Origin of the sequence: Roseomonas sp. CAU 1739 (genome assembly GCF_039839775.1) — a bacterium.
Taxonomy (GTDB): domain Bacteria; phylum Pseudomonadota; class Alphaproteobacteria; order Acetobacterales; family Acetobacteraceae; genus Neoroseomonas.
In genome coordinates this window covers 425,568-450,710 of record NZ_JBDOQQ010000001.1, presented here as the reverse complement: position 1 = coordinate 450,710, position 25,143 = coordinate 425,568, and the positions used below count along the sequence as shown (strand labels likewise).

The following is a 25,143-nucleotide window of genomic DNA, read 5'->3' as shown; positions in this document are numbered from 1 at the left end:
CCGGAGGCGCGGCCGCCGATCACACGATCTGGTTGACCAGCGCGGCCTCGCCCCGCTGCAGCCGGGCGATGTTCTCCACCATGAAGTCGAGGACATTGTCCTCGTACATATGCGTCTCGCCGCCGGTATGCGGCGTGACCAGCACATTCGGCATGGCCCAGAGCGGGCTGTCGGCCGGCAGCGGTTCATCCGCCGTCACGTCCAGCGCCGCGCCGACGATTTTCCCCGCCTGGAGCGTGGCGATCAGCGCCGGCTCGTCGATCACCCGCCCGCGCGCGACGTTGATGATCTGCGCCGTCGGCTTCAATGCGGCGAGCGCCGCCGCACCCACCAGCCCGCGCGTGTCATCCGTCAGCGGGCACGCCAGGATCAGGAAATCCGCACGCGGCAGGACCGAGACCAGGTCGCGAAAGGAATGCACCTCATCCGCGCCCTCCGCCCCGCCGGCGACGTTCTGCCGCACGCCCACGACATTCATCCCGAAGGCCTTGCACAGCCGCGCGATGCGTCCGCCGATGCGGCCCAGGCCCACCACGACAGCGGTCTTGCCGAATGCCTCGTCCTCGCGCTTGGCGAAATCCCCCTGCATGCCGCGCCAAATGCGCTTGGCCTGGTTGTCGCGGGCTTCGGGGATGCGGCGCAGCAAGGCGAGCATCAGCGCGATGGCATGGTCGGACACCGCATTGGCGTTGATGCCCTGCCCGCTCGCCAGCCGGATGCCGGCCTTCTTCAGCACGTCCCGGTCATACTGGTCGGTGCCGGCGGAGCAGGACTGGATGAAGCGCAGCTTCGGGGCGATCTGCGGAATGTCGTTGCGCCACATGCCCGAGCACACCAGCACGTCGGCCTGCGCCAGGTTGGCGTCGAGTTCCTCGCGCGACCGCGCCTCGATGAAGCGGATGCCCGTGTTGCGCGGCAGGAAGCGATCCCCGAAGCGATAGGCGACATGGGCGAAGCAGACGGTCAATTGATCGCTCGGCGGCAGCATCGAAGGGCTCTCCCGGTTCAGAACGGGCGCGACCCTGGCCTTGCCCCCGCCGCCGCGCAAGGGGGCCGGGGCGCTAGCGGCGGACGGTGCCGCTCGCGCTGCCGGTGGCCGAACCGCCGCCGCTACTGCCACCGCTCGCGCCGCCTGCGAAAAGAATGGCGGCCACCGCGGCAGCCGCCATGCCGGCCGCCGCCAGGGCGGTGGGGCCGGACAGGGTATCCCCGCCAGGGGCGACCATCACCATGCGCTGCTGTTGCGGTCGCGGGGCCGGTGCAAGGCGCGGGCGCGGCGCGGGTTCCCCGCGCGGGGCTATGACCACCGTGCTATCCGGCGGCACCACCACGCTGCGCGTCTGCGCCGCGGCCGGGCCGGCGAGGATGGGCAGCAGGGTGGCGAGCGCGAATATTCTACTCATGGTAGAATTCTTACCGCCGATCTTTCGCGCAGTTCAAGCGCGCTGATCATCCGCCGCCCGTCCCAGGCTCAGTCGCCAATCCCCGGCCTCGGCACGGGCGGCGACTTCCTCGGCCAGCAGCGTGAGCACCGCCTCCGTCGCCCGCCCCGGCGCACGATCGGGCGGCAGGGCGAGCACCACATGCCGGCGGATCGCCGGGCGCACCAGCGGTGCCACCAGCATCCGCCCTTCCTGTTCCTCCCGCCGGATCGCCGAGCGCGGCAGGATGGCGAAGCCCAGGCCGCATTCGACGAGGTCCTTCAGGACCAGGAAGGAATCGGCCTCATGCCGCAGGTTCAGCGTGACACGGGCCCGCCCGGCCGCGGCGTCCACGATAGCGCGAAGACCATGCGGGCGGCTCGGCAGCACCAGCGGATGATGGGCGGCGGCGGCCAGGGTGACGGGCGTATCGGGCGACAGACCGCTGCCTGGCGGGCCGGCGAGGACCAGCCCCTCGACGAACAGGTCGCGCACCGGCAGGTGGAAATCCGTCGCTCGGCCATACAGCAGCGTCGCGTCGGTTGCCCCGCGCTGCACCCATTCGATCAGGTGGCCCGTATAGCCTTCGACGACGCGGAGCGAGACATCAGGATGCCGCTGCGCCACGCGGCGCGACAGCGGCCCGGCCAGCACCGCGGCGACAGTCGGCATCATGCCGAGCGCGACCTGCCCCGCCACCGCGCCGGACAGGGCGCGGACCTCGGCAATGGCGCCTTCCAATTGCCGCATCGGCCCGGCGACGCGGGCGAGCAGATCCTGCCCTGCCTCGGTCAACGCCATGCCGCGGCCATGGCGGGTGAACAGCGCGAGGCCGGCCTCGGCCTCCAGCAGCCGGACCTGGCGGGACAGCGCCGGCTGGGCGATGCGCAGCCGGTCGGCGGCACGGCTGAGCGAGCCGGCCTCGGCGATTTCGCGGAAGGTGCGCAGCTGCCGCAGGTCCATCCTGTCATTTATAGCATTCTGCGATGGAAGCTATCCGTTGTTTCGAATTTCGCGAAGGCTGGTCGCACCGCATAAGACCGCCACCGAATGCGGGAGGGACTTCCATGGATGGTACCGTTTCAGCCGAGGCGATCGCCTGGCCCGATGCGATCTTCGCCGAGTTGCAGCGCTGGCAGGTGCGCCAGGTCGCCTATGTGCCCGATGGCGGCCATGCGCGGCTGATCCGCAGCATCCATGCCGATGCCGCCATGCGCGCCATCCCGCTGACGACCGAGGAGGAAGGCATCGCCGTCCTCGCCGGTGCAGCGCTGGGCGGCGATCGCGGCGTGCTGCTGATGCAGTCCTCCGGTGTCGGGAACTGCGTGAACATGCTGTCGCTGGTGAAGACCTGCCGCTTCCCGTTGCTGGTTCTGGTGACGATGCGCGGCGAATGGGGCGAGTTCAATCCGTGGCAGGTGCCGATGGGCTCGACGACCGAGGCCGCCTTCCGGCTGATGGATGTGGAGACCCGCCGCGCCGATCGGCCGGAGGATGTCGCGGACACGGTGAACGCCGCCGCGCGGATGGTGTTCGAGGGCGGCAGCGCGGTCGCCGTTCTGCTGGGACAGCGGCTTATCGGCGCGAAGGTCTTTTGAGATGCAGGCGGAGCGGAGCGGCGGGACGGCCATGCGCCAAACTACGGAGATGACGATGCTGGACAGGCGGGATGTGGTTGCGCGGCTGCTGGCCGATCGCGGCGAGGCGCTGGTCGTCACGGGCCTCGGCGCTGCGACCTATGATGTGGCGGCAGCCGGCGACGATGCGCGCAACTTCTACCTCTGGGGTGCCATGGGGGGCGCGGCGCTGATGGGCCTCGGCCTGGCGATCGCGCAGCCCGACCGGCCCGTGGTGGTGGTCACCGGGGATGGCGAACAACTGATGGGGCTCGGCGCCTTCGCCACCATCGCCTTGCAGGCGCCGGCCAACCTGACCGTCGTGGTGCTGGACAACGGGCTGTATGGCGAGACCGGCGGGCAGCAGAGCCACACCGGCCGCGGCGTGGACCTGGCCGCGGTGGCGCGCGGCTGCGGCATCGCCGATGCGTCGCGCATCGCCGACATGGCGGGCGTGGCCGCGCTGGCGGCATCCATCCAGGCCGGCGGTGCCGGGCCGCGCGTCGCGGTGATCAGCATCGACCCGGCCGAAGCCCCGCGCGTGCTGCCAAGCCGCGACGGCGCCTATGTACGCGGCCGAATGCAGGCGGCGCTCGGGCTGGCCGCCTGAGACACCGCCCACCCCTTCTGTCGCGTACCCTTCGGCCCGATGCCGCGCATCGGGCCGCGAGCGCGCCCAGTCCGACAGTCGCCGCAAGAACGCCGATGCAGGGCGCGAAAGCCAGGCCGCCGGATGGCGGCGCCGGCGTTTGAGGCACACAATCCAATCACCTTGCCAGCCCGCCCACCCGGCCCTAATCCCCACCCAAGCGGGAGAGAACCCATGGACATGCAGATGCCGACCGACGCCCACGCCGAGATCCGCGAGGAGGTGCGCAAGCTCTGCACCCGCTTCCCCGGCGAATACTGGCGTGAGCTCGATGCCCGTCGCGGCTACCCCACCGAATTCGTCAATGCGCTGACCGAGGCCGGCTGGCTGTCCGCGCTGATCCCCGAGGAATTTGGCGGGTCAGGCCTGCCGCTCTCCGCCGCCGCTGCGATCCTCGAGGAAATCCATGCGTCGGGCTGCAACGCCGCGGCCTGCCACGCCCAGATGTACACGATGGGTACCGTGCTGAAGCACGGCAATGCCGAGCAGAAGACCAAGTACCTGCCCAAGATCGCCACCGGCGAACTGCGCCTGCAGGCCTTCGGCGTGACCGAACCAACCAGCGGCACCGACACCACCGCGCTGCGCACCTTCGCCAAGCGGGAAGGCGACAAGTTCATCGTCAACGGCCAGAAGATCTGGACGTCCCGTGCCGAGCATTCCGACCTGATGCTGCTGCTGGCCCGCACCACGCCGCGCGACCAGGTGAAGAAGAAGACGGATGGGCTGTCCACCTTCCTGGTCGACATGAAGGCCGCGCTCGGCCACGGCCTGACCATCCGTCCCATCCGCACGATGATGAACCACAATTCCTGCGAGGTCTTCTTCGACAACATGGAAGTGCCGGCCGAGAACATGGTTGGCCAGGAAGGCAAGGGCTTCCGCTACATCCTCGACGGGATGAACGCGGAGCGCATGCTGATCTCGGCCGAATGCATCGGCGACGCGAAGTGGTTCATCAACAAGGCGGTGGAATATTCCAAGCAGCGCGTGCTGTTCGGCCACCCGATCGGCAAGAACCAGGGCGTGCAGTTCCCGATCGCCAAGGCCTATGCGGCGATGCGCGCGGCCGAAGCCCTGCTGCAGCAGGGGCTGAAGAAGTTCGAGGCCGGGCTGCCCTGCGGCGAGGAAGCCAACATGGGCAAGATGCTCTGCGCGGACGCCGCCTGGATGGCCGCCGAGGCCTGCCTGCAGACCCATGGCGGCTTCGGCTTCGCCGAGGAATACGACGTCGAGCGCAAGTACCGCGAATGCCGCCTGTACCAGGTGGCGCCGATCAGCACGAACCTGGTGCTGTCCTTCATCGGCGAGCACGTGCTGGGGATGCCGCGGAGCTACTGACCATGGCCGGCGTGCCCGTCGCCATCGCCTATGATTTCGACGGCACGCTCGCCCCGGGCAACATGCAGGAACACGTCTTCCTGCCGAAGCTCGGGCTGGATGCGCGCGCCTTCTGGGCGCGGTCCAACCAACTGGCCGAGGAACAGCAGGGCGACCCGATCCTGACCTACATGCACCGCATGCTGGTCGAAGCCGCCGCCGCCGACGTGCCGGTGCGGCGGGAGGATTGGGCCGCACATGGCGCGGGCATCACGCTGTTCCCCGGCGTCGAGACCTGGTTCGACCGGGTCAACGCGGCCGGTGCGGCGCGCGGGCTGGCGGTGGAGCACTACGTCATCTCCTCCGGCCTGCGGGAACTGGTGGAAGGCACGGCGATCCGGCGGCATTTCCGCGCGGTCTTCGCTTCGGGCTTCCTCTACAATGCATCCGGCGCGGCGATCGCGCCCGCCATCGCGGTGAACTACACCACCAAGACGCAGTATCTTTTCCGCATCAACAAGGATGCGCTCGACCTCGCGGACAACACCGCAGTCAATGCGTACCGCCCGCCCGAGGCGCGGCGCGTGCCCTTCGCCAACATCATCTTCATCGGCGATGGCGACACCGACATCCCCTGCTTCCGCCTCGTCAAGGAACAGGGCGGGCACGCCATCGCCGTGCATCCCGCCGGCGACGCGCAGCGCGCCGAACGCACCCGCAAGCTGATCACCGATGGCCGCGTGCATTGCGCCGTCCCCGCCGACTACGGCGCGGGCGGCGAGATTGAGCACCGCGTGCTGTCCATCCTCGACCTTCTCGCCGCGCGCGCCGCGGTCACTGCCCCGATGCCGGAGAACAACGCATGAGCGGATCCCGCCCCCTCGAGGGGCTTCTCGTCGTCGCGATGGACCAGGCGGTGGCCGCGCCCTACTGCGCCTCCCGCCTCGCCGACGCCGGCGCGCGGGTGATCAAGGTGGAACGCCCCGAGGGTGACTTCGCCCGCGGCTACGACAAGGTGGCGAACGGGCAATCCTCCTATTTCGTCTGGCTCAATCGCGGCAAGGAGAGCGTCTGCCTCGACATCAAGCAGCCCGGCGACAAGGCGCTGCTGGAACGGCTGATCGCCAAGGCGGATGTGTTCATCCAGAATCTCGCCCCCGGTGCGATGAAGCGGGCGGGCTTCGGTTCCGCCGACCTGCGCGCGAAGCATCCGCGGCTCATCACCGTCGACATCTCCGGCTATGGGGAGGAAGGCGAATACGCCTCGATGAAGGCCTATGACCTGCTGGTGCAGGCGGAATCCGGTCTCGCCTACATCACCGGCCGCGCCGAAGGCCCGGGGCGCGTCGGCGTATCCGCCTGCGACATCGCCTGCGGCATGCACGCCTACGCCGCCGTGCTGGAAGCCCTGCTGTCGCGCGGCATCACCGGCCAGGGAAAGGGCATCGCCGTCTCCCTGTTCGACGGCATGGCGGACTGGATGACGGTGCCGCTGCTGCAATACGAGGGTACCGGCAAGAACCCGCCGCGCATCGGACTCGCGCATCCGTCCATCTGCCCATACGGCGCCTTCCAGACGAAGGATGGCCACGACGTGCTGATCGCCATCCAGAACGAGCGCGAATGGGCATCCTTCTGCGCGCAATTCCTCGATGAGCCGGATCTGCCGCAGAAGCCCGGCTTCACCGTGAACAACGACCGCGTGGCCCATCGCCCGATGGTGGACGCGCATATCCAGGCGATGTTCGCGACGCTGACGCGCGACGAATGCGCGGCCAAGCTACGGCGCGCCAATACGGCCTATGGCTTCGTGAATGATTGCGGCGGGCTGCAGAAGCATCCGGCCTTGCAGCGCATGCCGGTGCAGACGGAGAAAGGCCCGGTGCAGGTCGCACTGCCGGCTGCGCGTCTGTCGGATGGGGTGCGGCCTTTCGGCGCGGTGCCGGCGCTGGGCGAGCATAGCGCGAAGATTCGCGCTGAGTTCGCGGCGTAGCCGGCAGGAGGTTTGCAGCGGCTTTGCGCCGCTGCGCGAAGATGTGGTGCTGGTGATCGGAGAGGGGCGCCGCCCCTCTCCAAACCTCTCCCCGCCAGGGTGCCAGGGCACCCTGGACCGCCGGGACCTGGCACCTGGCAAAAGGGAAGCGCCGATCATGCAGGCGGCGTTTTGGGCACCGCGCGCCCTCCGCCATACCAACACAAGGTGACGGTTTCCAAAGGCCCATCGGCCTTTGGTGGGGTGAGGTCCGGAGAGGGGCACCGCCCCTCTCTGGTCCCTACCCTCGCGGACGCAGCGCCCCCTCCCCCATCACGCCGGCCGCCTGAAAAACATCATCGGCGACCCGCGAATGGGCGCCACCGGCGCGGCGCGCCCGATCGCCATGATCGGAGCCGCGCGATAGGCATCCAGCCCCCGCCCCGCCGCACCGGACGCAAGCGGGATCACCTGCGCCCGATCAGCCCGGTTCGCCAGGCTCAGCGGCCCCGCCCCACCCGCCGCGAAACGCGCCAGCAGCGCTGCCTCGGCCGCCGGATCGCCCGGTGGGCGCCCCTGCTCCACCGCCCAGGCGGCCAGTACCCGCGCGCGATATGGCTCCGCCCGCTCAGGCGTCTGCGAATGGTAATGCCCGGCCGCGCGCGCCCAGTCGCCGCCGGCGGCGCGCAGTTCGGACAGGAATTGCGCGGCGTAGCGCGCATTCGTCAGCGGATCGAAGGCCTGCTCCAGCGCGGCGAATGCATTGGGATGGTGGTGCAGGTTCACCTGCATGCAGCCCACGTCGATGATGCGGACGCCACGGGCCTGGAGTTGCCGGACCTCGGCAATCGCTGCCTCCCGCGTCGGGAAGAACATGCCGCGCCCCTCGGCGTTAATGGTCCAGGGCCAGGGGACGAATTGCCCGGTCAGCGGGTCGCGCCGGCCGGACTCCACCCGGCCGATCGCCTGCAACAGGCCGGATGGAACAGCCCTTTCGCGTTCAGCGGTGGAGATCGCAGCCCGGCAAGCCGCGCCCGGATCGGGAACCGCCGCCACCGGCTGCCCCTGCCCGGCGGACGGGAATCCCGCCAGGGCGATCAGCGTTGCCAGGAGTCCGCACAGGACCGCGAGGTGATTCGACATGCACCCGCTTGCGCAAGCCCTGTGCCACGCAACAAACATTCGTCGGCATGCTGCGTCGCGTCATTTTTGCTGCACCGCAAAAAACCTCTTGCGAGGGTCGGGCAATCGACCTAAATGTGCCTTCGGCAGCAGGTTGGCCTAGCCACTTGCTGCTTTTCTTGGACGTTTCCTCCCTAAACTTGGCGGTGCCCTCGGGCACCGCCTTTCTTTTTTCCGGCCTCCTGAAGCAATAATTTCTTCAATTGGAGAAAAATCTTCCCCGTATTGCTGCGGCGCATCAAGCGCGGAGGAAGGTCCAATCAGTCTCGGCCAGATGCCCGATCAGGGTGTTCAGGTTCCGCACCAGCGGCACGAGCCCGGCGCTGCGCTCGATCCGCACCTCATCCATGTACAGCGCGCGCGCAATCTCGATCTGCAGCGCGTGGGTCGCTTCGCGCGGGCGGCCGTAATGGCGCGTGACGTAGCCGCCGGCGTAGGGATCATTGCGGCGCACCCGGAACCGCAAGCCGAGCAATACTTCCTCGACCAACCGCGTCGCGCGCGGGGCGCAGGCGGTGCCGTGGGCATCGCCCAGCACCATGTCCGGCGGGTTCGCCGCCTGGGCCGGATGGGCCGGCATGGAATGGCAGTCGATCAGCAGGCAGAAGCCGAAGCGAGCGCGCGTCTCGGCGATCAACTCCGCCAGGGCGGCGTGGTAGGGCTCCCAGCAGGCACGGATGCGGGCCTCGGCCTCGGCGAAGGACAGCCGGCGGCGGTACACCGTCTCCCCTGTCGCGACGATGCGCGCGATGGTGCCGAGGCCGGCGCCGACGCGTGGGCTGGAGGTGTTGACCCATGGCGGCAGCGGGCCGTCGAACATCGCCGGGTCCAGTTCCCAGGGCTCGCGGTTCACGTCGCACCACACGCGCGGGAAATTGGCGGCCAGCAGCGGCGCGCCATGCGCGGGTGCCGCGGCGAACAATTCGTCGACGAAGGAATCCTCGCTGCGGCGAAGCGCGAGGGGAGCCAGCCGCGCCTCGGCCACGAGCGATGCCGGATAGGCCTGGCCCGAATGGGGCGAGGCGAAGACGACCGGCATGGTCTGCCGCACCGGGCGGTAGACGACATAGGGCGCGGTCTCGGCAGGCCCTGCGAGGTTCGGGGCGGGAAGGTCCATGAGGGAGCGACCAAACCATAGCGACCGGCGCATGTCACGCGACAGACACGCGAGTCCGTCCCGCCTCTCTGCGGGGTGCGGGATCCGTTGAACGAACATCCCGAATTGCGGCGATGCCGCGATCCGGGAGCGCGAAGCGCGATCGTGCCCGGGCGGGCCGTTACTGCCGGCGTAACAATGCGCGGCGCGAAGCCAGGGCCCGAAGGGTGCGGCGGCGCCCGGCGTGGACGCCAGCGATGCGCCGCTGGTGGGGAGGCAAGACATATTCTCATTCGCCCTGCCGGGCAGCCGCGAGATTAGCGAAATAGTCAGCACCCGCTGCGCATGGTCGCGCCGATGTCCGGCAAGGCAAAAGGCGCGCGGGGCGGCGCCACCATCGTCATCAGGCGCGAGGAGGGTGGCGAGGCTGGCCATCACGGCGGCGCCTGGAAGGTCGCCTATGCCGATTTCGTCACGGCGATGATGGCCTTCTTCCTGCTCATGTGGCTGCTCAATGCCACCACCGAGGAACAGCGCCGGGGTCTCGCGGATTATTTCGCCCCCACCAACCTGCTGGCGCGATCGGTCTCCGGCTCCGGCCAGCCCTTCGGCGGGCGGACGCCGAACGATGACGGCAACGTCACCTCGACCAGCGGCGTCACCACGATCCAGCCCGGCCGGCTGCCGGCGGTGATGGATATCGAGGAAGACGACACCGACACCCCCGCGCAGCCCATGCCCCGCCGCGAGGGCCCGCCCGCGCAGGAGGACGCCGAGCGGCCGCAATTGACCGCCCCGGCCGCCCCCGGCGCGCTGGCCGCCCCCGAGGCACCGCGCGGCGGCCCCGCCGAAGCCCCCGCGCCGGAGGCGCTGGCCGAAGCCGATCTGCGCCGCGAACTCGCCCGGCGCGAACGCGAATCCTTCGAGGCTGCCGCCGCGCAGATCCGCGAGGCGGTCGCCGCCGACCCCGGCCTCGCCGACCTCGCCCGGCAGATGCTGGTGGAACAGACGCCGGAAGGGCTGCGCATCCAACTGATCGATGCGGACCGCCAGCCGATGTTCGCGCTGGGTGGTGCGGCACCGAACGACCGGGCGCGGGTACTGCTCGCCCGCGTCGCGCAGGCCGCAGCGCGGCTGCCCAACCCGATCGCCATCGCCGGCCACACCGATGCGACGCCTTTCCGCGGCGGCGGTGACCGCAGCAACTGGGACCTGTCCGCCGAGCGCGCCAACGTGACGCGCCGGCTGCTGGTGGAAGCCGGGCTGCCGGAGGGACGCATCCGCAGCGTGTCCGGCCACGCCGAGCGCGACCTGCTGCTGCCCGAGACCCCGAATGCGGCGGCCAATCGCCGCGTCTCCATCACCGTTCTGCGCCAGAATCCGGACGCCACCCCATGATCTCGCTTGCTGGCCTCGGCTTCCTGCTCGCCTGCGTCTTCGGCGGCTACATCGCCGCCGGCGGCAAGATGGAAATCATCCTCAAGGCGCTGCCCTTCGAATTCGCCATCATCGGCGGGGCGGCGGTCGGCACGCTGGTGATGGCCAACAGCGTCTCCGACCTCAAGCATGTCGGCTGCGGCTTCGGGAAGTTGCTGAAGGGCGCGCGGTACACGCGGCAGGACTACATGGACCTGCTGAGCCTGCTCTACTACCTGGTGCGCCTGGCGCAGACCAAGGGGCCGATGGCGCTCGAACCGCACATCGAGAAACCCGAGGAAAGCGCTGCCTTCGCCAAGTTCCCACGCATCGCGCATGACCACCATGTGGTGCACCTGATCTGCGACTACCTGCGCATGGTCGGCATGAATGCCGACGACCCGCACCAGATCGAGGATGTGATGGCGCGCGAGCTGAAGAAGATCAAGGAGGAGGAGATGCATCCCTCCCACGCCATGCAGTCGATGGCCGATGCGCTGCCGGCGCTCGGCATCGTCGCCGCCGTGATGGGTGTGATCAAGACCATGGGGTCGATCAGCGAGCCGCCGGCGGTGCTGGGCAAGATGATCGGCGGCGCGCTGGTCGGCACCTTCCTCGGAGTCCTGCTGGCCTATGGGCTGATGGGGCCCTTCGCGTCGCGGCTCAAAGGTGTCGTCGATGAGGAAAGCAAGTTCTTCGAGGTCATCCGCGCCGTGCTGGTGGCGCATCTGCACGGCAACGCGCCGCAGGTCGCCGTCGAGACCGGTCGCAAGATGGTGCCGTCAGGGCTGATGCCGAGCTTCCAGGAACTGGAACAGTCGCTGCAGGAATTGCAGATCGCCTGATCAGCGGTCCAGGCGTTCCAGTGCGAAGCGCAACGGCGCATCCGAGACGCGCAGCAGGCCGGTGCGCGGATGCTCCAGCTCGATGATCAGGAAGATGGCGCCGCCGACCGCGAGCGCCCCGGCCACCATCGCCAGGACGATGGTCGCATTGATCCGCACGAACAGCCCCATGGCGAGAAACAGCAGCGCCAGCCAGGAGATCAGCACGCCGAGGAACGGCCACTGCACATCGTCCGTCACATCACGCACCATCAATTGCGCGCGCGACTGCACCAGGCGATGCGCCATCTCCAGAGCGCGGGCCTGCGCCGCACGTTCCCCTTCATCGCCCGGCCGCAGGCGCGCCACCGCGCCGAAGAAGGCATCGAAGCGCGCCTGGTCCACCACCGGTGCATTGCGGCCCAATTCCAGCACATGGGCGCTTACCGCTTCCTGCACCATGTCGCGCAGCGTCCCGCGCGCCTCCCGCGCGCTGGGGCCCACATGGGCCAGCGCGACATCAAGCACCAGCAGATCCGCCGCGAGTTCGGTGACGCCTTCAGCCTGGGATCGGAAATGCGCGCTGGCCGAGGCGATCAGCAGGCCCAGCACCAGCGTCGCCATCGATGCGATGAGCGCCTGTACCAGGCGCACCGTGTCCTTGGTTTCCGTCCCGCGATGCGGCTCGGGCAGTGCACCGTGCAGCGCAAGGCCGAGAATTCCGGCCCCCATGCACAGCACGAAAACACCGAAGCCGATCAGCAGGGTCATCCGGCAAGGCCCTCAAGGTCGACCACGGTCGTCCCCGCGCGGCCATGCCTGATGATGGCAGCCGGCGGGCTGCCATGCCAAGGCTCGGCCTGCGTCAGGGCTTCACGCCATAGACCGTGCGCGCTGCTTCGGGGCTGACCAGCCCATCCGCCACATCGCGTTCCACCAACACCGGGTCGCGCTGCTTCGGGTCGCCCATGCCGCCGCCGCCGGGCAGCTTCAACAGCAGTCGCCGCCCCTTCGGGATGATCTGGAAGCCCTTGGTACGCAGCACGGTGCCGTTGGCATCGTTCATGCCGACCCAGCCTGTGGCGCCCTCCCCGCCGCCATCGCGGCCCTTCGGCGCATTGGCGACGCGGTCGAAGATGGCGTTTACCGCGAATTCGGCATCGCCTTTCGCGCCGATCTCCATGACCTGGCCGAAGCCGCCGCGCGTGCGGCCGGCGCCGGCGGAATCCGGGCGCAACTGCTTCTGCCAGAAGATCACCGGCGCGACATTCTCGGTCGCTTCCACCGGCATGGTACGCACGCCGGACGGGAAGGCCGTGCCGTCGAGACCATCCTTATCCGGCCGCGCGCCGGTACCGCCGGAATTGAAGGTGATGATCTCGAAATCCTCGGTTTCCGCCGCCTGGCCGGAGACCTGCGAGCCACCGCGCAGCGGCGGGTTCCACAGCGCCGAGGAGCCTTCCGCATTGACGCGACCGGGAACGGCCTGGTGCAGGCAGCCCATCATCAGGTCGGGCAGCAGCTGGCCGACGATGTGGCGCACCGACACCGGATAGGGATGCGGCGCATTGAGGATGCAGCCCTTGGGGATCTCCATCTGGAACGGCAGCAGCGACGCCCAATTGTTCGGCACTTCCGGGGCGACGACGCATTTGATGCCGAAGCAGGAATAGGCGCGGCAATAGGCCGGCGGCACGTTGATGCCGCGGTTGGACAGGCCGGAGGTGCCGGCATAATCCACCACGATGCGGTCGGCGTGGATGGTCATCGCCGCCTTCAGCGTCACCTCGGACTCATAGCCGTCGGACTTGATCGAATTGCTGAAGGTGCCGCGCGGCAGCTTGGCGATCTCGGCGAGGGTCGCGCGGGTGCTGGCCTCGAAGATATAGGCGCCGAGGTTGTCGAGCGTATCCATGTCGAACTCGTCGAGCATCTCGACCAGCCGCTTCGCCCCCGCGTCGTTGCAGGCGCACAGGCTGTAGATGTCGCCTTCGAGTTCGACCGGCGTGCGCGACCCCGCACGGATGAAATCGAAGAAGGTCTCGTTCGGCACATTGCGGTCGAAGCACTTCACGATGGGGATGTAGAGGCCTTCCTCGAAGACGCTCCGCCCCTCCGGCCCCATACCGAGGCCGCCGATGTCGATGATATGAGCGGTATTGGCGAACAGCCCGACGATCTTCCCCTTGCGGAAGGCCGGCGTCACGACCGTCAGGTCATGCAGGTGCCCGGTGCCGAGCCAGGGATCGTTGGTGATGTAGTGGTCGCCCGGCTGCATGCCCGTGACCGGGAACTTGGCAAGAAAGTGCCCGACCGATTCCGCCATGGAATTCACATGGCCCGGCGTGCCGGTCACCGCCTGCGCGAGCATGCGGCCCTGCAGGTCGAAGATGCCGGCCGAAAGGTCGCCCGCCTCGCGCACCGTGGTGCTGAAGGCGGTGCGGATCATGGTCTGCGCCTGTTCCTCGACCACCGCGATCAGGCGGTTCCACTGGATCTGGCGCTGGATGGTGGCGAGTGCACCGGTTTCCTTGCTCATCACGCGGCCTCCTGCGTCAGGTCGAGATAGCCAAGCCCATCCATCCGGCACGTCCAGCCTGGTCCGATCAGCGTGCTGGTCTCGGCTTCCGCCACGATGGCGGGGCCGGGCAGCGTCGCGCCGGGGGACATGTGTTCGCGGTCATAGACGGGCCATTCCGCCACCTCGCCGGTCGCGGTGTCGCGCACCATCTGGGTGCGGATCGGCTTGGGTGCCGGGCTGTCGTCCACGGGTGCGGCCGGTTCGACATGGTCTTCCACGGTGCGCACGGTGACGGCGAAGGACAGGATTTCGACATCCGAACCCGGCACGGGGCGGTCGTAGAAGCGCGTGTACTCCGCGTCGTACAGCGCACGGATCTCAGCCACATCCGCCTTGGTCAGCGCCCGCGGCGGCAGCGGGACCGATATCTCATGTCCCTGCCCGACATAGCGCATATAGGCGATGCGCGTTTCCTCGACCGGCTGGCCGAAGGCACCTTCGGAAACCACCTTGGTCGCCTCGGCCGACATCGCGCCGAGCAACCCGTTCACCGCAGCAAGGTCGAAGGTTCCGAAGCGCTGGTACAGCGACTTCACCACCTCATAGGCGACCGGCGCCCGCAGGAAGCCGATGGCGGATCCCACGCCAGCGCCCGAGGGCACCAGCATGCGCTTCACGCCGATCTTCTCCGCCACGCGATACCCATGCACCGGCCCGCCGCCGCCGAAGGCGATGACGATGCGCCCGTCGTAACCCTTGCCGGATTCGATGGCGTGGACGCGGGCGGCATTGGCCATGTTCTCATCGACCATCTCGACGACGCCGAGCCCGGCCATGTCCCCTGAAAGGCCGAGCTTGCCGCCGACATGTTCCGCCAGCGCGGCGCGCGACAGTTCCGGCTGCAACGGCAGGGCACCACCCGCGAACAGTGATGGCTCGTAGCGGCCGAGCGACAGGTTCGCATCCGTCACCGCCGGATGCGTGCCGCCGCGCCCGTAGCAGGCCGGGCCCGGGTCGGCCCCGGCCGATTCCGGCCCCACCTGGATGCGGCCCATGCTGTCCACCTTGGCGATGGAACCGCCACCGGCGCCGATCTCCACCATCTCGATCACTGGGATGCGCAGCGGCAGGCCGGACCCCTTCGCGAAACGCCCAACGCGGGCGACCTCGAAGGTGCGCGACGCCTGCGGGCGGAACGCGTCGATCAGGCAGACCTTTGCCGTGGTGCCGCCCATGTCGAAGGACAGCACCTTGTCGAAGCCGCGCTGCTTCGCGACGAAGGCGGAGAAGATCGCCCCGCCCGCCGGCCCGGATTCCACCAGCCGGATCGGGAAGCGCGACGCCGTCTCGATCGTCGTCAGCCCGCCACCCGACAGCATCAGGAACAGCGGGCAGGTCAGCCCCGCCGCACGCAGCCCGGTTTCAAGCCTGCCGAGATAGGTCGCCATCAGCGGCTGCACATAGGCATTGGCGACGGTGGTGGAAAATCGCTCCCACTCGCGCATCTCCGGCGACACCTCGGAGGACAGCGAGATCGCCATCCCCGGCCACATCTCCCGCACGATCTCCGCCGCGCGGCGTTCATGCGCCGGATTCACGAAGGCATGGAGGAAGCCGATGGCGAGGCTCTCGATCCCCTCGCCCTTCAGGAACTCGACCTGAGCGCGCACCGCCGCCTCATCGAGCGGCAGCAGGACCTTGCCGGTGTTGTCCAGCCGCTCCGGCACCGCGACGCGCCAGCGGCGGCGCACCAGCGGCTCGGGCAGGTTGATGTTGAGGTCGTACTGGTCGTAGCGCGCCTCATTGGCCAGCGCGAGGACGTCGCGGAACCCCTCGGTGGTCAGCAGCGCGGTCTTCGCCCCCTTGCGCTCGATGATCGCATTGGTCGCGAGCGTCGTGCCGTGGATGACCAGCGCGAGGTCGCCCGGCGTCATCGCCGCCTTGGCGAGCACCTGGGCGACGCCTTCCAGCACGCCTTTCTCCGGCGCATGCGGCGTGGTCAGGACCTTGGCGGTCCAGCGCTGATCGCCTTTCTCGATGGCGAGGTCGGTGAAGGTGCCGCCGATATCGACGGCAAGGCGGGCTTTGGCCATGTCGGGTGTCATGCTGTCCTGGAAAGCGGAAGGTGACGCGCGGGGCATGCATACCCCGCGCCAGCGGCGATCAGAAGACCGCCAGGCGCGAATTCATCAGGTCGGTCACCAGCATGCGCCCTGGAGCATGGGTGATGCAGAAGGGCGGCTTGGTCGCCGCCACCACCGCCTGCGGCGTGACGCCGCAGGCCCAGAAGACGGGCATCTCGCCCGCTTCCATGTCCACCGCTTCCCCCGCATCGACCCGCGCGAGGTCGGCAATGCCGATCATCGCGGGATCGCCGATATGCACCGGCGCGCCATGCACGGATGGGAAGCGGGAGGTGATCTGGATGGCACGGATCGCCTCGGCCGGCCGGAAGGGCCGCATGGACACGACCAGCGGCCCGTGGAATGGCCCGGCAGGCACGGTGGGCACATTCGTCGTATAGACCGGCACTGCCCGATCCTGTTCCAGATGCCGCAGCGTCAGGCCATCGGCCAGCAGCGCTTCCTCGAAGGAATGGGAGCAGCCGAGCAGGAAGGCGACCAGATCGTCGCGCCACAGGTCGCGGATGTCATGCATCTCGGCGACCATCTCGCCGTCGCGCCAGACACGGTAGGTGCCGATATCGGTGCGGATGTCGATGTCACGCCCGAGGCTCGGCAGCGTCGGGTCGCCGGGCTCGGAGGACGCCAACAACGGGCAGGGCTTGGGGTTCAGCGCGCAGAAGCGCTGGAAATCGGCCGCCAGGTCGCGCGGCAGGATGGCGAGGTTCGCCTGCACATAGCCCGGCGCCATGCCCTGGGTGGAGCGCGTCCACTCGCCACGGCGGATCCGCTGGCGCACCTGCCAGCCGGTCTCGTGCTGCGGCACGGGATTGTGGTCCATGCGGAGCCTCCTCGGGTCGAAGGTGGCATTTCAGGCCCTTCGCTCACGCCTGTCGAACGCGAAATCTGGATCGGGGTGATCGAAAAAATCAGTCGGCGGCGCCGGCGAGGTCCCGCGCCAGCCCCGCGACGATCGCCGAGAGGTGGCTGTCCGGCTTGCGCAGGTAGCTGACGTGGAAATCCACGGGTGGCAGGGCGATGTCCTCGACCTCCACCAGGCGCAGCGTGCCGGCGGCGATCTCCCGCTCCGCAGCGACCACCTGCATGACGCTGATGCAGACCCCGGCCTGGGCCAGTTCGGCCATGGTGGCGATCGAGGTGCTGCCCCATAGCCGCACGCCCGGCACACCGGCTGCGGCAAAGCTGCGGCGCAGCGCGGCTGAGATCTCGGTGTCGTGTGAGAAGCTGAGCACCGGCCAGCGGGTCAGCTCCGCCAACCGCACCGGGCGGTCCGGCAGGCCGAGCGCGGGGCTCGCCAGCCAACCGAGCGGATAGCTGCACAAGGGCTGGTTCACCACGCGTGGATCGGCGACCGTGCCGGCCAGCATCGCAACGTCGATATGCCCCGCCGCGAGGCTGTTCCGCAGCGACGGCGTGATATCGACCTGCATATCGAGCACGATGCCCGGCAGGGCCACGCCGATGCGTTCGACCAGGCGCGGCAACAGCGTGTGGGCCAGCGTCTCCGACAAGCCGATGCGCAGCAGGCCGCGCATCGCCGCCGGGTCGGCGATGGCGCGCAGCATCTCCTCCCGCAGATCCACCATCTGTTCGGCGTAGCGCAGCAGCGCGGTGCCCTCGGCCGTCAGCGTCACGCGCTGGCCGCGCTGGAAGATGCGGATGCCGAGTTCCTGCTCAAGTTGGCCGATGCGCGCGGAGATCGCGGACTGCGTGGTGTTCAGCTTGGCCGCGGCGGCACGGAAGCCGCCGAGGCGGGTGACCCAGATGACGGTTTCGAGGGAGCGGAGGTCACGCATGGGGTGTGGTGCGTGGTGGCAGGAAGGCCGGAGGGGCGCTGCCCCTCCGGACCACCCCGCCAGGGTGCAGTGCACCCTGGACCACCGTTACCTCGTGCTGGGCGCGACGGTCACCGTGAGCGGCGCATCCCGCACCGCTATCGCCGTCACGCCATGCCCGGCGCCAAATCCCCGCGGTCCAGGGGCCCGCTGGCCCCTGGTGGGGTGGCTTGGAGGGGCAAAGCCCCTCCAACTACTGCGCCGCCTCCGCCGCCCAGCGCTGCACCACGGCGCAGGCCGCCGCGAAATCTTCCATCCGCATCGCCTCGCGCGGATTGTGGCTGCCATTCTGGTTGCGCACGAACAGCATGCTCGACGGAATCTTCGCCTCCGCGAACGCCGCCGCGTCGTGGCCACCGCCCGATGCCATCTCCCGATGGGCAATGCCCAGCGCCTCCGCCGCGCGCTTCAGCCCGGCGCGGATGCCTTCGTCCATGGGGCTGGCGCGGCTGCCGGTCTCGGGGCCGCAATCGAAGTGCACGCCGCGGCGGGCGGCGATCTCCTCCATGAAGCGGTGCAGCGCCTCGAACATCAGGTCGCAGGCATGCGGGGAGACGCTGCGCACGTCCAATTGGAATGTCGCCTCGCCGGCGATCTTGGTGAAGCCGGCATCCTCGGTCGTCGCCAGGGTGCAGAAGGTGCAGACCAGCACATGGCCCATGCTGTCGAGCCGGCACCATTCCTCATCCATGCGATAGGCGAGCTCGGCGAGTGCCGCCGCCGCATCGCGCCGGTACTTGCGCGGCGTGCCGCCGGAATGATTGTATTCCCCGACCACGCGGCCCGCGCGCAGGCGGCGGCTGCCGGGAATGCCGGTCACGATGCCGACCGGGATTTCCTCCGCATCCAGCACCGGCCCTTGCTCGATATGCAGTTCCAGATAGGCGGCGACGTTGTGCGGCCCGAGCGCGTGTTCGCCGCGCGACACCGCATCGGGGTCCAGGCCTTCCTCCTTCATGTGGTCAGCGAGGCTGCGGCCCGTATCCTGCCGCGCGATCGCCAACCCATCCGGCTTCATCAGCCCCAGCGCCATGCGCGAACCGGGATAGGAGACGGGGAACCAGGCGCCGGCTTCCTCGGCGCGCGTCGCCATGACGGTGATGTCGCGTCCGGGCACGAAGCCCGCGCGCTTCATCCCGGCCACCGCCGCGAGGCCCGCCAGCACGCCCGCCGCCCCGTCGAAATTGCCGCCCTGCCGGACGGAATCGAGATGGCTGCCCAGGATGATCCGCTTCGCCGCCCGGTCCGCGCCGGGCAGCGTCATGTACAGGTTGCCCGCGACATCGACGCTGCTGTCCAGCCCGATACGGTCCGCCGCCGCGCGCACCAGCGCATGCGCCATGCGTTCGCCGGGGCCATAGGCGTCGCGCGTCACCCCTTCCCCATCGATGCTGCCCGCGCGCAGCCCGTCGAACAATTCGGCGGCAAGATCCACATCGGGGGTGAGGTTCGGCAGCATCGCGTTCAACCTTCGTGAGGCCGCCGGGCGCGGCATTCGCACCCGGCAGCCAGTTGCGTCAGAGCATGGAGCGGACGCGGCCGCCATCGACGCGGACCATCGACCCGGTGATGTAGGCCCCGGTCGTGCCCGCGAGGAAGGCGCCCATCGGGCCGTATTCATGCGGCTCGCCGACGCGCCCGGCGGGCACTTCCTTGCCGGCGCGCGCGACTTCCTCCTCGACGGTGATGCCTGCCTTCGCGGCGCGCGCGGACGCACCCTGCAGGATGCGGTCGGTGCGGATCGAACCGGGTGCGAGGATGTTCATCGTCACGCCATCCGCCGCCACCTCAGCCGACAGCGTCTTCAGCCAGGCCCAGATCGACGCACGCAGTGTGTTGGACAGCGCGAGCGTCGGGATCGGGTGCTGCATGCCCGACGACCCCACCACGATCACGCGGCCGAACTTCTGCGCCCGCATCGCCGGCATCAGCTTCATGGTGATGCGGATGGGGGAGACGACGATGTTCTGGAACCACTTCACCAGATCCGCCTCCTTCATGTCGGAGGCGGTGCAGAAGGGCGGGCCGCCATGGTTCAGCACCAGGATGTCCACCCCGCCCATCGCGGCGACGGCGGCATCGGCAAGTTTGTCCATCTCCTCGCCGGAGGACACGTCGGCCTGCACCACGGTTACCGCCGGGGCACCGAGCGCCTTCAGATCGGCCGCCGCCTTGTCCAGCGCGGCGACGTCGCGGCCGCTGATGGTCAGCACCGTGCCCTCAGCCGCCAGCGCATCGGCGATCGACCGCCCGAGACCCTTCGCACCACCCATGACCAGGGCGCGCTTGCCCTTCAGACCGAGATCCATCGTCCTAATCCCTCGTTTCCTGCCAACAAACCGGGGCGGACCCTGCCCCCTCCCCCGCCCCCTGGCAAGACGGGCCGCCCCGCGTCATGGTGCGGCCCACAAGCCCAGTTCAAGCAGGAAGCGTTCCATGGCCAAGCCCGTCATCCTCGTCACCCGCAAGCTGCCGGACGGCATCGAGGCGCGGCTCTCCTCTTTGTTCGACGCCCGGCTGAACCCGAGGGATGAACCCTGGTTCCGCGACGGCGCGGCAATCGCGAAGCGTGCGACCGAAGCCGGCGCGGCGGGCGTGCTCTGCGCCGCCGGCGATCCCATGAATGCGCAGACGATCGGCGCCCTTCCGGACAGCGTGAAGATCGTTACCACCTTCAGCGTCGGCGTGGACCATGTCGCGCTCGATGCCTGCAAGGCGCGCGGCATCGCCGTGACCCACACGCCTGAGGTGCTGTCCTTCGCCACCGCCGAGACCGCCTTCACCCTGATGCTGATGGCCGCCCGCCGCGCCGGCGAAGGCGAGCGCATGGTGCGCGCCGGGAAGTGGGAAGGCTGGGCGCCGACGCAGCTCATGGGCGTCACGCTGCAGGGCAAGACGCTCGGCGTGCTCGGCTTCGGGCGTATCGGGCGTGAGCTCGCCGACATGGCGCGCGGCATGCAGATGAAGATCCACTACCACGACGTCCAGCGCCTGCCGGTGGAACTTGAGAAGGGTGCGACCTTCCACGCCGATGAGGACAGCTTCCTCGGCGCCATCGACGTGATCTCGATGCATGTCCCCGGCGGAGAGGGCACGCGCAAATGGCTCAACGCCGCTCGGCTGGCGAAGATGAAGAAGGGTGCGATCGTCATCAACACCGGCCGCGGGCCGTCAGTGGACGATGAGGCGCTGGTTGCCGCCCTGTCCTCCGGTCACATCCGCGCTGCCGGCCTCGATGTCTACACCGCCGAGCCGAAGATCCATCTCGGCTACATGTCGCTCGAGAACGTCGCCCTGCTGCCGCATCTGGGTTCCGCCACCATCGAGACGCGCGACGCCATGGGCAATCGCTGCATCGAGAACCTGGAAGCGCTGCTGCTCAAGGGCCAGAACCCGCCGCACCGCGCCGCCTGAACCAAGGATTACCTGCCAATGCTGTTCGACTTCGCCAAGATCCCGCACGACCAGGCCTACAAGCTCTGCGTCGCCTCCGTTGTGCCGCGCCCGGTCGCTTGGGTGGTCAGCCAGGATCGCGAGGGCCAGGTGAACGCCGCGCCCTATTCGTTCTTCAACGTCTTCTCAGACAATCCTGTAGTCGTCGCCATCGGTTGCTCGCAGCGCGCGCCGGGCACGCCCAAGGACACGCTCGCCAATATCGAGGCGACGGGGCAGTTCGTGGTGAACCTCGTCTCCGCCGCCAATGCCGACCAGATGAACATCACGGCGGTCGATTTCCCCGCCGGCGTGAACGAGGTCACCGAAGCCGGCCTGACCACCACGCCATCGACCATGGTGCGCGTGCCGCGCATCGCCGAAAGCCCGGTCGCGCTGGAATGCGAGATCCTGCAATTCGTGCCGACCAACGGCCACACCATCGTTCTCGGCCGCGTCGTGGCGATGCATATCGACGACGATTGCGTGCTGGATGCGGCGAAGTTCTATGTCGATACGCCGAAGCTCGACCTGGTCGGCCGCATGCATGGCCGCGGCTGGTATGCGCGCACCACCGATCGCATCGAGATCCCGCGCATCCCGCTCGCGGAATGGGAAGCGCGCAAGAAGGCATAGCGCCACCCCTGGACACTGTTCAGCTTGGCCGTCAGTTTGACGGCCAAGCGCGACGGACCCATCCGCCGGGGGTGAGGGCCGCGCAACCGAGGATGTGTCCGATGATGTTCCCGCGCCCGACGCGACGGGCCGTGCTGGCCCTGGCCGCCGCCGCCATCCTGCCGATGCCGGCCCTCGCCCAAGCCTTCCCCGACCGTCCGCTGCGCCTTGTCATCCCCTGGCCGCCGGGCGGCACCAACGACATCGTCGGGCGTTTCGTCGCCGATGGCATGGCGCATCGCCTCGGCCAGCCGGTGGTGATCGAGAATCGCGGCGGCGCCGGCGGCGCGCTTGGCGCCGAGGTCGTCGCGAAATCGACGCCGGATGGCTACACGCTGCTGCTCGGCGGTTCCGGCAGCCTGACGATCAACCAGCTTGTGCGGCGCCGCCTGCCATACGACCCCGCCACCGCTTTCGCGCCGGTCGGCATGATCGGCAGCGGGGCGAATGTCATCATCGTGCATCCGTCGGTGCGCGCGACCAACCTGCGCGAATTGCAGGCGGTGGCGAAGGCCGCCAACCCGCCGCTGAACTACGCCTCTCCCGGCGTCGGTTCCACCGGGCATGCGGCCGGCGCGCTGATTACCCAGGTCCTGGGCGTCGAGATGGAACACGTGCCCTATCGCGGCACGGGTCCTGCGATGAACGACGTGGTGGCCGGTCGCATCCAGGTCTTCACCAACGCGCTTGCCCCGATGCAGCCGCAGATCCAGGCCGGCACGGTGCGCGCGCTGGCCATCGCGGGGACGCGCCGCAACGCCGCGCTGCCCGATGTGCCGACAACCGGCGAGGCCGGCTTCCCCGATATCCAGGCGGCGACCTGGTACGCGATCCTCGCCACCGGCGGCACGCCGCCCGACCGCATCCAGCGGCTGTTCGAGGCCCTGTCCGCTACCATCACCGACCCCGAGACACGCAAGCGGCTCGAGGATGGCGGCCTTGATGTCGAGCCGAGCGAAAGCCCTGCCGCCTTCGCGCGCTTCGTCGCCGAGGATGCGGCGCGCTGGGAACCGGTGGTGCGCCGCGCGGGCGTCAGCGTGGAATAGCGCGCCCTTGCGGTGCCGCCGCGATGCGGCAGGATAAGCGGCAGGGACAAGGAAACCGCTCCATGATCGCTCGCCGCCATTTGGCGCTGGCCGCCGCCTTGCCGCTGCTCGCGCGCCCCGCCCGCGCGCAGGGGCAGGCCTGGCCGAACCGCACCATCCGGCTGATCGTGCCCTGGCCACCCGGCCAGGCGACCGACCTCGTCGGTCGCATCATGGCGCAACACCTGTCGCAGAAGCTCGGCCAGCAGATGGTGCCGGAAAACAAGCCCGGGGCCGGCGGTTCCATCGGCACGGATTTCGTCGCCAAGGCCGCGCCCGATGGCTACACGCTACTTGCCGCCTCGATCGGGCCGATCTCCTTCGGGCCGCTGCTGCAGCGGCTGCCCTATGACGTGGAACGCGACCTCGCGCCGATCGCGACCTTCTCGGGCTCGCCCTATTTCCTCGTGGTGCGCGGCGACAGCCCGGCGCAAGACGCACGCGGGCTCATCGACCTACTCAAGCGCGAACCGGGCAAGCGCAGCTACGCATCCTCCGGCGTCGGCGGCGCGCAGCATCTGCTGACCGCACTGCTAGTGGCGCGCACCGAGGTCGATGTGCTGCACGTGCCGTTCCAGGGCAGCGGCCCTGCCATGGCGGCGCTGCTCGGCGGCCAGGTGGATTTCGCCATCGAGACGCTGGCCGCCGCCGCCGGGCTGATCCGCGAGGGCAAGCTCCGCGCGCTGGGGTCCACCGTCGGCCGCCGCACGGAACTCATGCCGGAAGTCCCACCGCTCGCCGAGGCGCTGAACCTGCCCGGCTACGACTATATCGGCTGGATCGGCATGATGGCGCCGGCGGCGACACCGCGGCCGATCCTCGACCGGCTGTCGAACGAACTCGCCGAGGCCTCGACCCTGCCCGAGACGCGGCAGCGGCTGGCGACCATCGGCACCGAATCCCTCCCGCGCAATCCCGATGAGTTCCGCACGCTGCTCGCCCAGCAGCGCGAGGCCTTCGGCGCCGTCATCCGCAGCCTGGGGATCCGCCCGGAATGAAGCGCCGCACCGCCCTCTCACTTGTCCTGCTGCCGGTCGCCGCACGCGCGCAGGCCCCCTGGCCCACCCGCCCGATCCGCCTGATCGTGCCCTTCGCACCGGGCGGCACCACTGATGTCGTCGGTCGCATCGTCGCCGAGAAACTCGGCGCACGGCTCGGCCAGCCGGTCATCGTGGAGAACCGCGCCGGTGCCGGGGCGACGATCGGCGCCCAGGCCGTCGCGCGCGCGGAACCGGACGGGCTGACGCTTCTCGTCTCCTCCTCCACATCCCATGGCGTATCCCCGGCGCTGTATCCGAACATTCCCTATGACGCGCTGCGCGACTTCACCCATGTCGGCATGATCGCGCGCTCGCCGTCGGTGCTGCTGGTCAACCCGAACAGCCCGGTGCGCACGCTGGCCGACTTCGCCGCGGCCGCGCGCGCGGCCGGTGAGGTTCGCTTCGCCGTCGCTGGCATCGGCACCTCGTCGCATCTTGCCGGCGTGCGGCTCGCCATGGCGCTCGGCGTGCGGACCGAGAGCATTCCCTATCGCGGCGCCGGCCCGGCGCTGACCGACCTGATCGGCGGCGTGGTCCCGGCGATGATGGACAGCCTGCCCTCCTCCGGGCCGCAAGTGCGGGCCGGGGCGCTACGCGCGCTCGCGGTCAGCGGCGCCGAACGTGCCGATGGCTTCGCCGATCTGCCGACACTGCGGGAGGGCGGGCTCGACGTCGTCTCCTATGCCTGGTTCGGCATCTCCGGCCCCGCCAACCTGCCGCGCCCGATCGTCGATCGGCTGTCCACCGAACTGCGCGCCGTGCTGACCGACCCGCCGACCCGCGCGCGGCTGGAGGAACTCGGCGGCGCGCCGCCGGATACGACGCCTGAATCCTACACCGCCTTCATCCGCGACGAACTCGCCGCCTTCGCGCCGCTGGTCCGTGCCGCCGGCCTGCAACCGCAATAAGGAACGC

At 69.2% G+C, this 25,143-nt stretch carries 24 protein-coding genes; 12 read left to right on the top strand and 12 right to left on the bottom strand.

The window, feature by feature from the left end; genetic code table 11:
• Positions 1-19: 19 nt before the first annotated feature.
• From AAFN86_RS02080 to AAFN86_RS02070, 3 genes are all read right to left on the bottom strand, one after another.
• Positions 20-988, bottom strand: a complete 969-nt coding sequence (locus AAFN86_RS02080; RefSeq protein ID WP_347541546.1) for a D-2-hydroxyacid dehydrogenase — start codon at positions 986-988, stop codon at positions 20-22.
• Between the two features lie 73 nt (positions 989-1,061).
• Complete coding sequence (locus AAFN86_RS02075) at positions 1,062-1,403, bottom strand: hypothetical protein (RefSeq protein ID WP_347541545.1); 342 nt, start codon at positions 1,401-1,403, stop codon at positions 1,062-1,064.
• A gap of 33 nt (positions 1,404-1,436) precedes the next feature.
• A complete protein-coding gene (locus AAFN86_RS02070; RefSeq protein WP_347541544.1) occupies positions 1,437-2,384 on the bottom strand; it encodes a LysR family transcriptional regulator in 948 nt (315 codons plus the stop codon).
• A 104-nt stretch (positions 2,385-2,488) separates the two neighbouring features.
• Between AAFN86_RS02070 and AAFN86_RS02065 the strand changes: the two genes are divergently transcribed.
• The 5 genes from AAFN86_RS02065 to AAFN86_RS02045 all read left to right on the top strand — a co-directional run bounded on the left by AAFN86_RS02065 (position 2,489) and on the right by AAFN86_RS02045 (position 6,999).
• Positions 2,489-3,019 (top strand): thiamine pyrophosphate-binding protein, encoded by a 531-nt coding sequence (locus AAFN86_RS02065; protein ID WP_347541543.1) that lies wholly within the window; start codon positions 2,489-2,491, stop codon positions 3,017-3,019.
• A 55-nt stretch (positions 3,020-3,074) separates the two neighbouring features.
• Positions 3,075-3,647 carry a thiamine pyrophosphate-dependent enzyme gene (locus AAFN86_RS02060; RefSeq protein WP_347541542.1) on the top strand — a complete coding sequence of 191 codons (573 nt, stop codon included), beginning with the start codon at positions 3,075-3,077 and terminating at the stop codon, positions 3,645-3,647.
• Positions 3,648-3,860: 213 nt separating this feature from the next.
• Positions 3,861-5,027, top strand: a complete 1,167-nt coding sequence (locus tag AAFN86_RS02055; RefSeq protein WP_347541541.1) for an acyl-CoA dehydrogenase family protein — start codon at positions 3,861-3,863, stop codon at positions 5,025-5,027.
• A 2-nt stretch (positions 5,028-5,029) separates the two neighbouring features.
• Positions 5,030-5,872 (top strand): HAD family hydrolase, encoded by an 843-nt coding sequence (locus tag AAFN86_RS02050; protein ID WP_347541540.1) that lies wholly within the window; start codon positions 5,030-5,032, stop codon positions 5,870-5,872.
• Positions 5,869-6,999: a CaiB/BaiF CoA-transferase family protein gene (locus tag AAFN86_RS02045; RefSeq protein WP_347541539.1), complete on the top strand. Its 1,131-nt coding sequence runs from the start codon at positions 5,869-5,871 to the stop codon at positions 6,997-6,999. Before AAFN86_RS02050 ends, AAFN86_RS02045 begins: the two co-directional genes overlap by 4 nt.
• A gap of 312 nt (positions 7,000-7,311) precedes the next feature.
• On the opposite strand, the gene AAFN86_RS02040 is transcribed toward AAFN86_RS02045, so the two are convergent.
• Both AAFN86_RS02040 and AAFN86_RS02035 read right to left on the bottom strand, forming a co-directional pair.
• Positions 7,312-8,121: a murein transglycosylase gene (locus AAFN86_RS02040; protein ID WP_347541538.1), complete on the bottom strand. Its 810-nt coding sequence runs from the start codon at positions 8,119-8,121 to the stop codon at positions 7,312-7,314.
• 277 nt (positions 8,122-8,398) lie between these two features.
• Positions 8,399-9,277: an N-formylglutamate amidohydrolase gene (locus AAFN86_RS02035; RefSeq protein ID WP_347541537.1), complete on the bottom strand. Its 879-nt coding sequence runs from the start codon at positions 9,275-9,277 to the stop codon at positions 8,399-8,401.
• A gap of 324 nt (positions 9,278-9,601) precedes the next feature.
• Between AAFN86_RS02035 and AAFN86_RS02030 the strand changes: the two genes are divergently transcribed.
• Positions 9,602-10,654 (top strand): flagellar motor protein MotB, encoded by a 1,053-nt coding sequence (locus AAFN86_RS02030; protein WP_347541536.1) that lies wholly within the window; start codon positions 9,602-9,604, stop codon positions 10,652-10,654.
• Complete coding sequence (motA, locus tag AAFN86_RS02025) at positions 10,651-11,517, top strand: flagellar motor stator protein MotA (protein WP_347541535.1); 867 nt, start codon at positions 10,651-10,653, stop codon at positions 11,515-11,517. The genes AAFN86_RS02030 and motA overlap by 4 nt, the downstream gene beginning before the upstream one ends.
• On the opposite strand, the gene AAFN86_RS02020 is transcribed toward motA, so the two are convergent.
• The 7 genes from AAFN86_RS02020 to AAFN86_RS01990 form a co-directional block, all read right to left on the bottom strand.
• The gene (locus AAFN86_RS02020) at positions 11,518-12,267 is read right to left on the bottom strand and encodes a hypothetical protein (protein WP_347541534.1); all 750 of its coding nucleotides are present in this window, start codon (positions 12,265-12,267) and stop codon (positions 11,518-11,520) included. It lies immediately after the preceding gene.
• A gap of 94 nt (positions 12,268-12,361) precedes the next feature.
• Positions 12,362-14,035, bottom strand: coding sequence for a hydantoinase B/oxoprolinase family protein (locus tag AAFN86_RS02015; protein WP_347541533.1), 1,674 nt, complete (start codon positions 14,033-14,035; stop codon positions 12,362-12,364).
• Positions 14,035-16,110 carry a hydantoinase/oxoprolinase family protein gene (locus AAFN86_RS02010; RefSeq protein ID WP_347541532.1) on the bottom strand — a complete coding sequence of 692 codons (2,076 nt, stop codon included), beginning with the start codon at positions 16,108-16,110 and terminating at the stop codon, positions 14,035-14,037. The genes AAFN86_RS02015 and AAFN86_RS02010 overlap by 1 nt, the downstream gene beginning before the upstream one ends.
• Positions 16,111-16,180: 70 nt before the next feature.
• The gene (locus tag AAFN86_RS02005) at positions 16,181-16,981 is read right to left on the bottom strand and encodes a putative hydro-lyase (protein WP_347541531.1); all 801 of its coding nucleotides are present in this window, start codon (positions 16,979-16,981) and stop codon (positions 16,181-16,183) included.
• A gap of 88 nt (positions 16,982-17,069) precedes the next feature.
• Entirely contained in the window at positions 17,070-17,957 is an 888-nt protein-coding gene (locus AAFN86_RS02000; protein ID WP_347541530.1) for a LysR family transcriptional regulator, read from the bottom strand.
• 232 nt (positions 17,958-18,189) lie between these two features.
• Positions 18,190-19,455: a hydantoinase/carbamoylase family amidase gene (locus AAFN86_RS01995; protein WP_347541529.1), complete on the bottom strand. Its 1,266-nt coding sequence runs from the start codon at positions 19,453-19,455 to the stop codon at positions 18,190-18,192.
• 58 nt (positions 19,456-19,513) lie between these two features.
• Positions 19,514-20,305 carry an SDR family oxidoreductase gene (locus AAFN86_RS01990; protein WP_347541528.1) on the bottom strand — a complete coding sequence of 264 codons (792 nt, stop codon included), beginning with the start codon at positions 20,303-20,305 and terminating at the stop codon, positions 19,514-19,516.
• A 127-nt stretch (positions 20,306-20,432) separates the two neighbouring features.
• On the opposite strand from AAFN86_RS01990, the gene AAFN86_RS01985 reads away from it, so the two are divergent.
• The 5 genes from AAFN86_RS01985 to AAFN86_RS01965 all read left to right on the top strand — a co-directional run bounded on the left by AAFN86_RS01985 (position 20,433) and on the right by AAFN86_RS01965 (position 25,136).
• Positions 20,433-21,410, top strand: coding sequence for a D-glycerate dehydrogenase (locus AAFN86_RS01985; protein ID WP_347541527.1), 978 nt, complete (start codon positions 20,433-20,435; stop codon positions 21,408-21,410).
• An 18-nt stretch (positions 21,411-21,428) separates the two neighbouring features.
• On the top strand, positions 21,429-22,064 hold the full coding sequence (locus AAFN86_RS01980) for a flavin reductase family protein (RefSeq protein WP_347541526.1): 636 nt from the start codon (positions 21,429-21,431) through the stop codon (positions 22,062-22,064).
• A gap of 101 nt (positions 22,065-22,165) precedes the next feature.
• A complete protein-coding gene (locus tag AAFN86_RS01975; RefSeq protein WP_347541525.1) occupies positions 22,166-23,149 on the top strand; it encodes a tripartite tricarboxylate transporter substrate-binding protein in 984 nt (327 codons plus the stop codon).
• Positions 23,150-23,211: 62 nt separating this feature from the next.
• Positions 23,212-24,186 (top strand): tripartite tricarboxylate transporter substrate binding protein, encoded by a 975-nt coding sequence (locus AAFN86_RS01970; RefSeq protein WP_347541524.1) that lies wholly within the window; start codon positions 23,212-23,214, stop codon positions 24,184-24,186.
• Entirely contained in the window at positions 24,183-25,136 is a 954-nt protein-coding gene (locus AAFN86_RS01965) for a tripartite tricarboxylate transporter substrate binding protein (RefSeq protein WP_347541523.1), read from the top strand. Before AAFN86_RS01970 ends, AAFN86_RS01965 begins: the two co-directional genes overlap by 4 nt.
• Positions 25,137-25,143 lie beyond the last annotated feature (7 nt).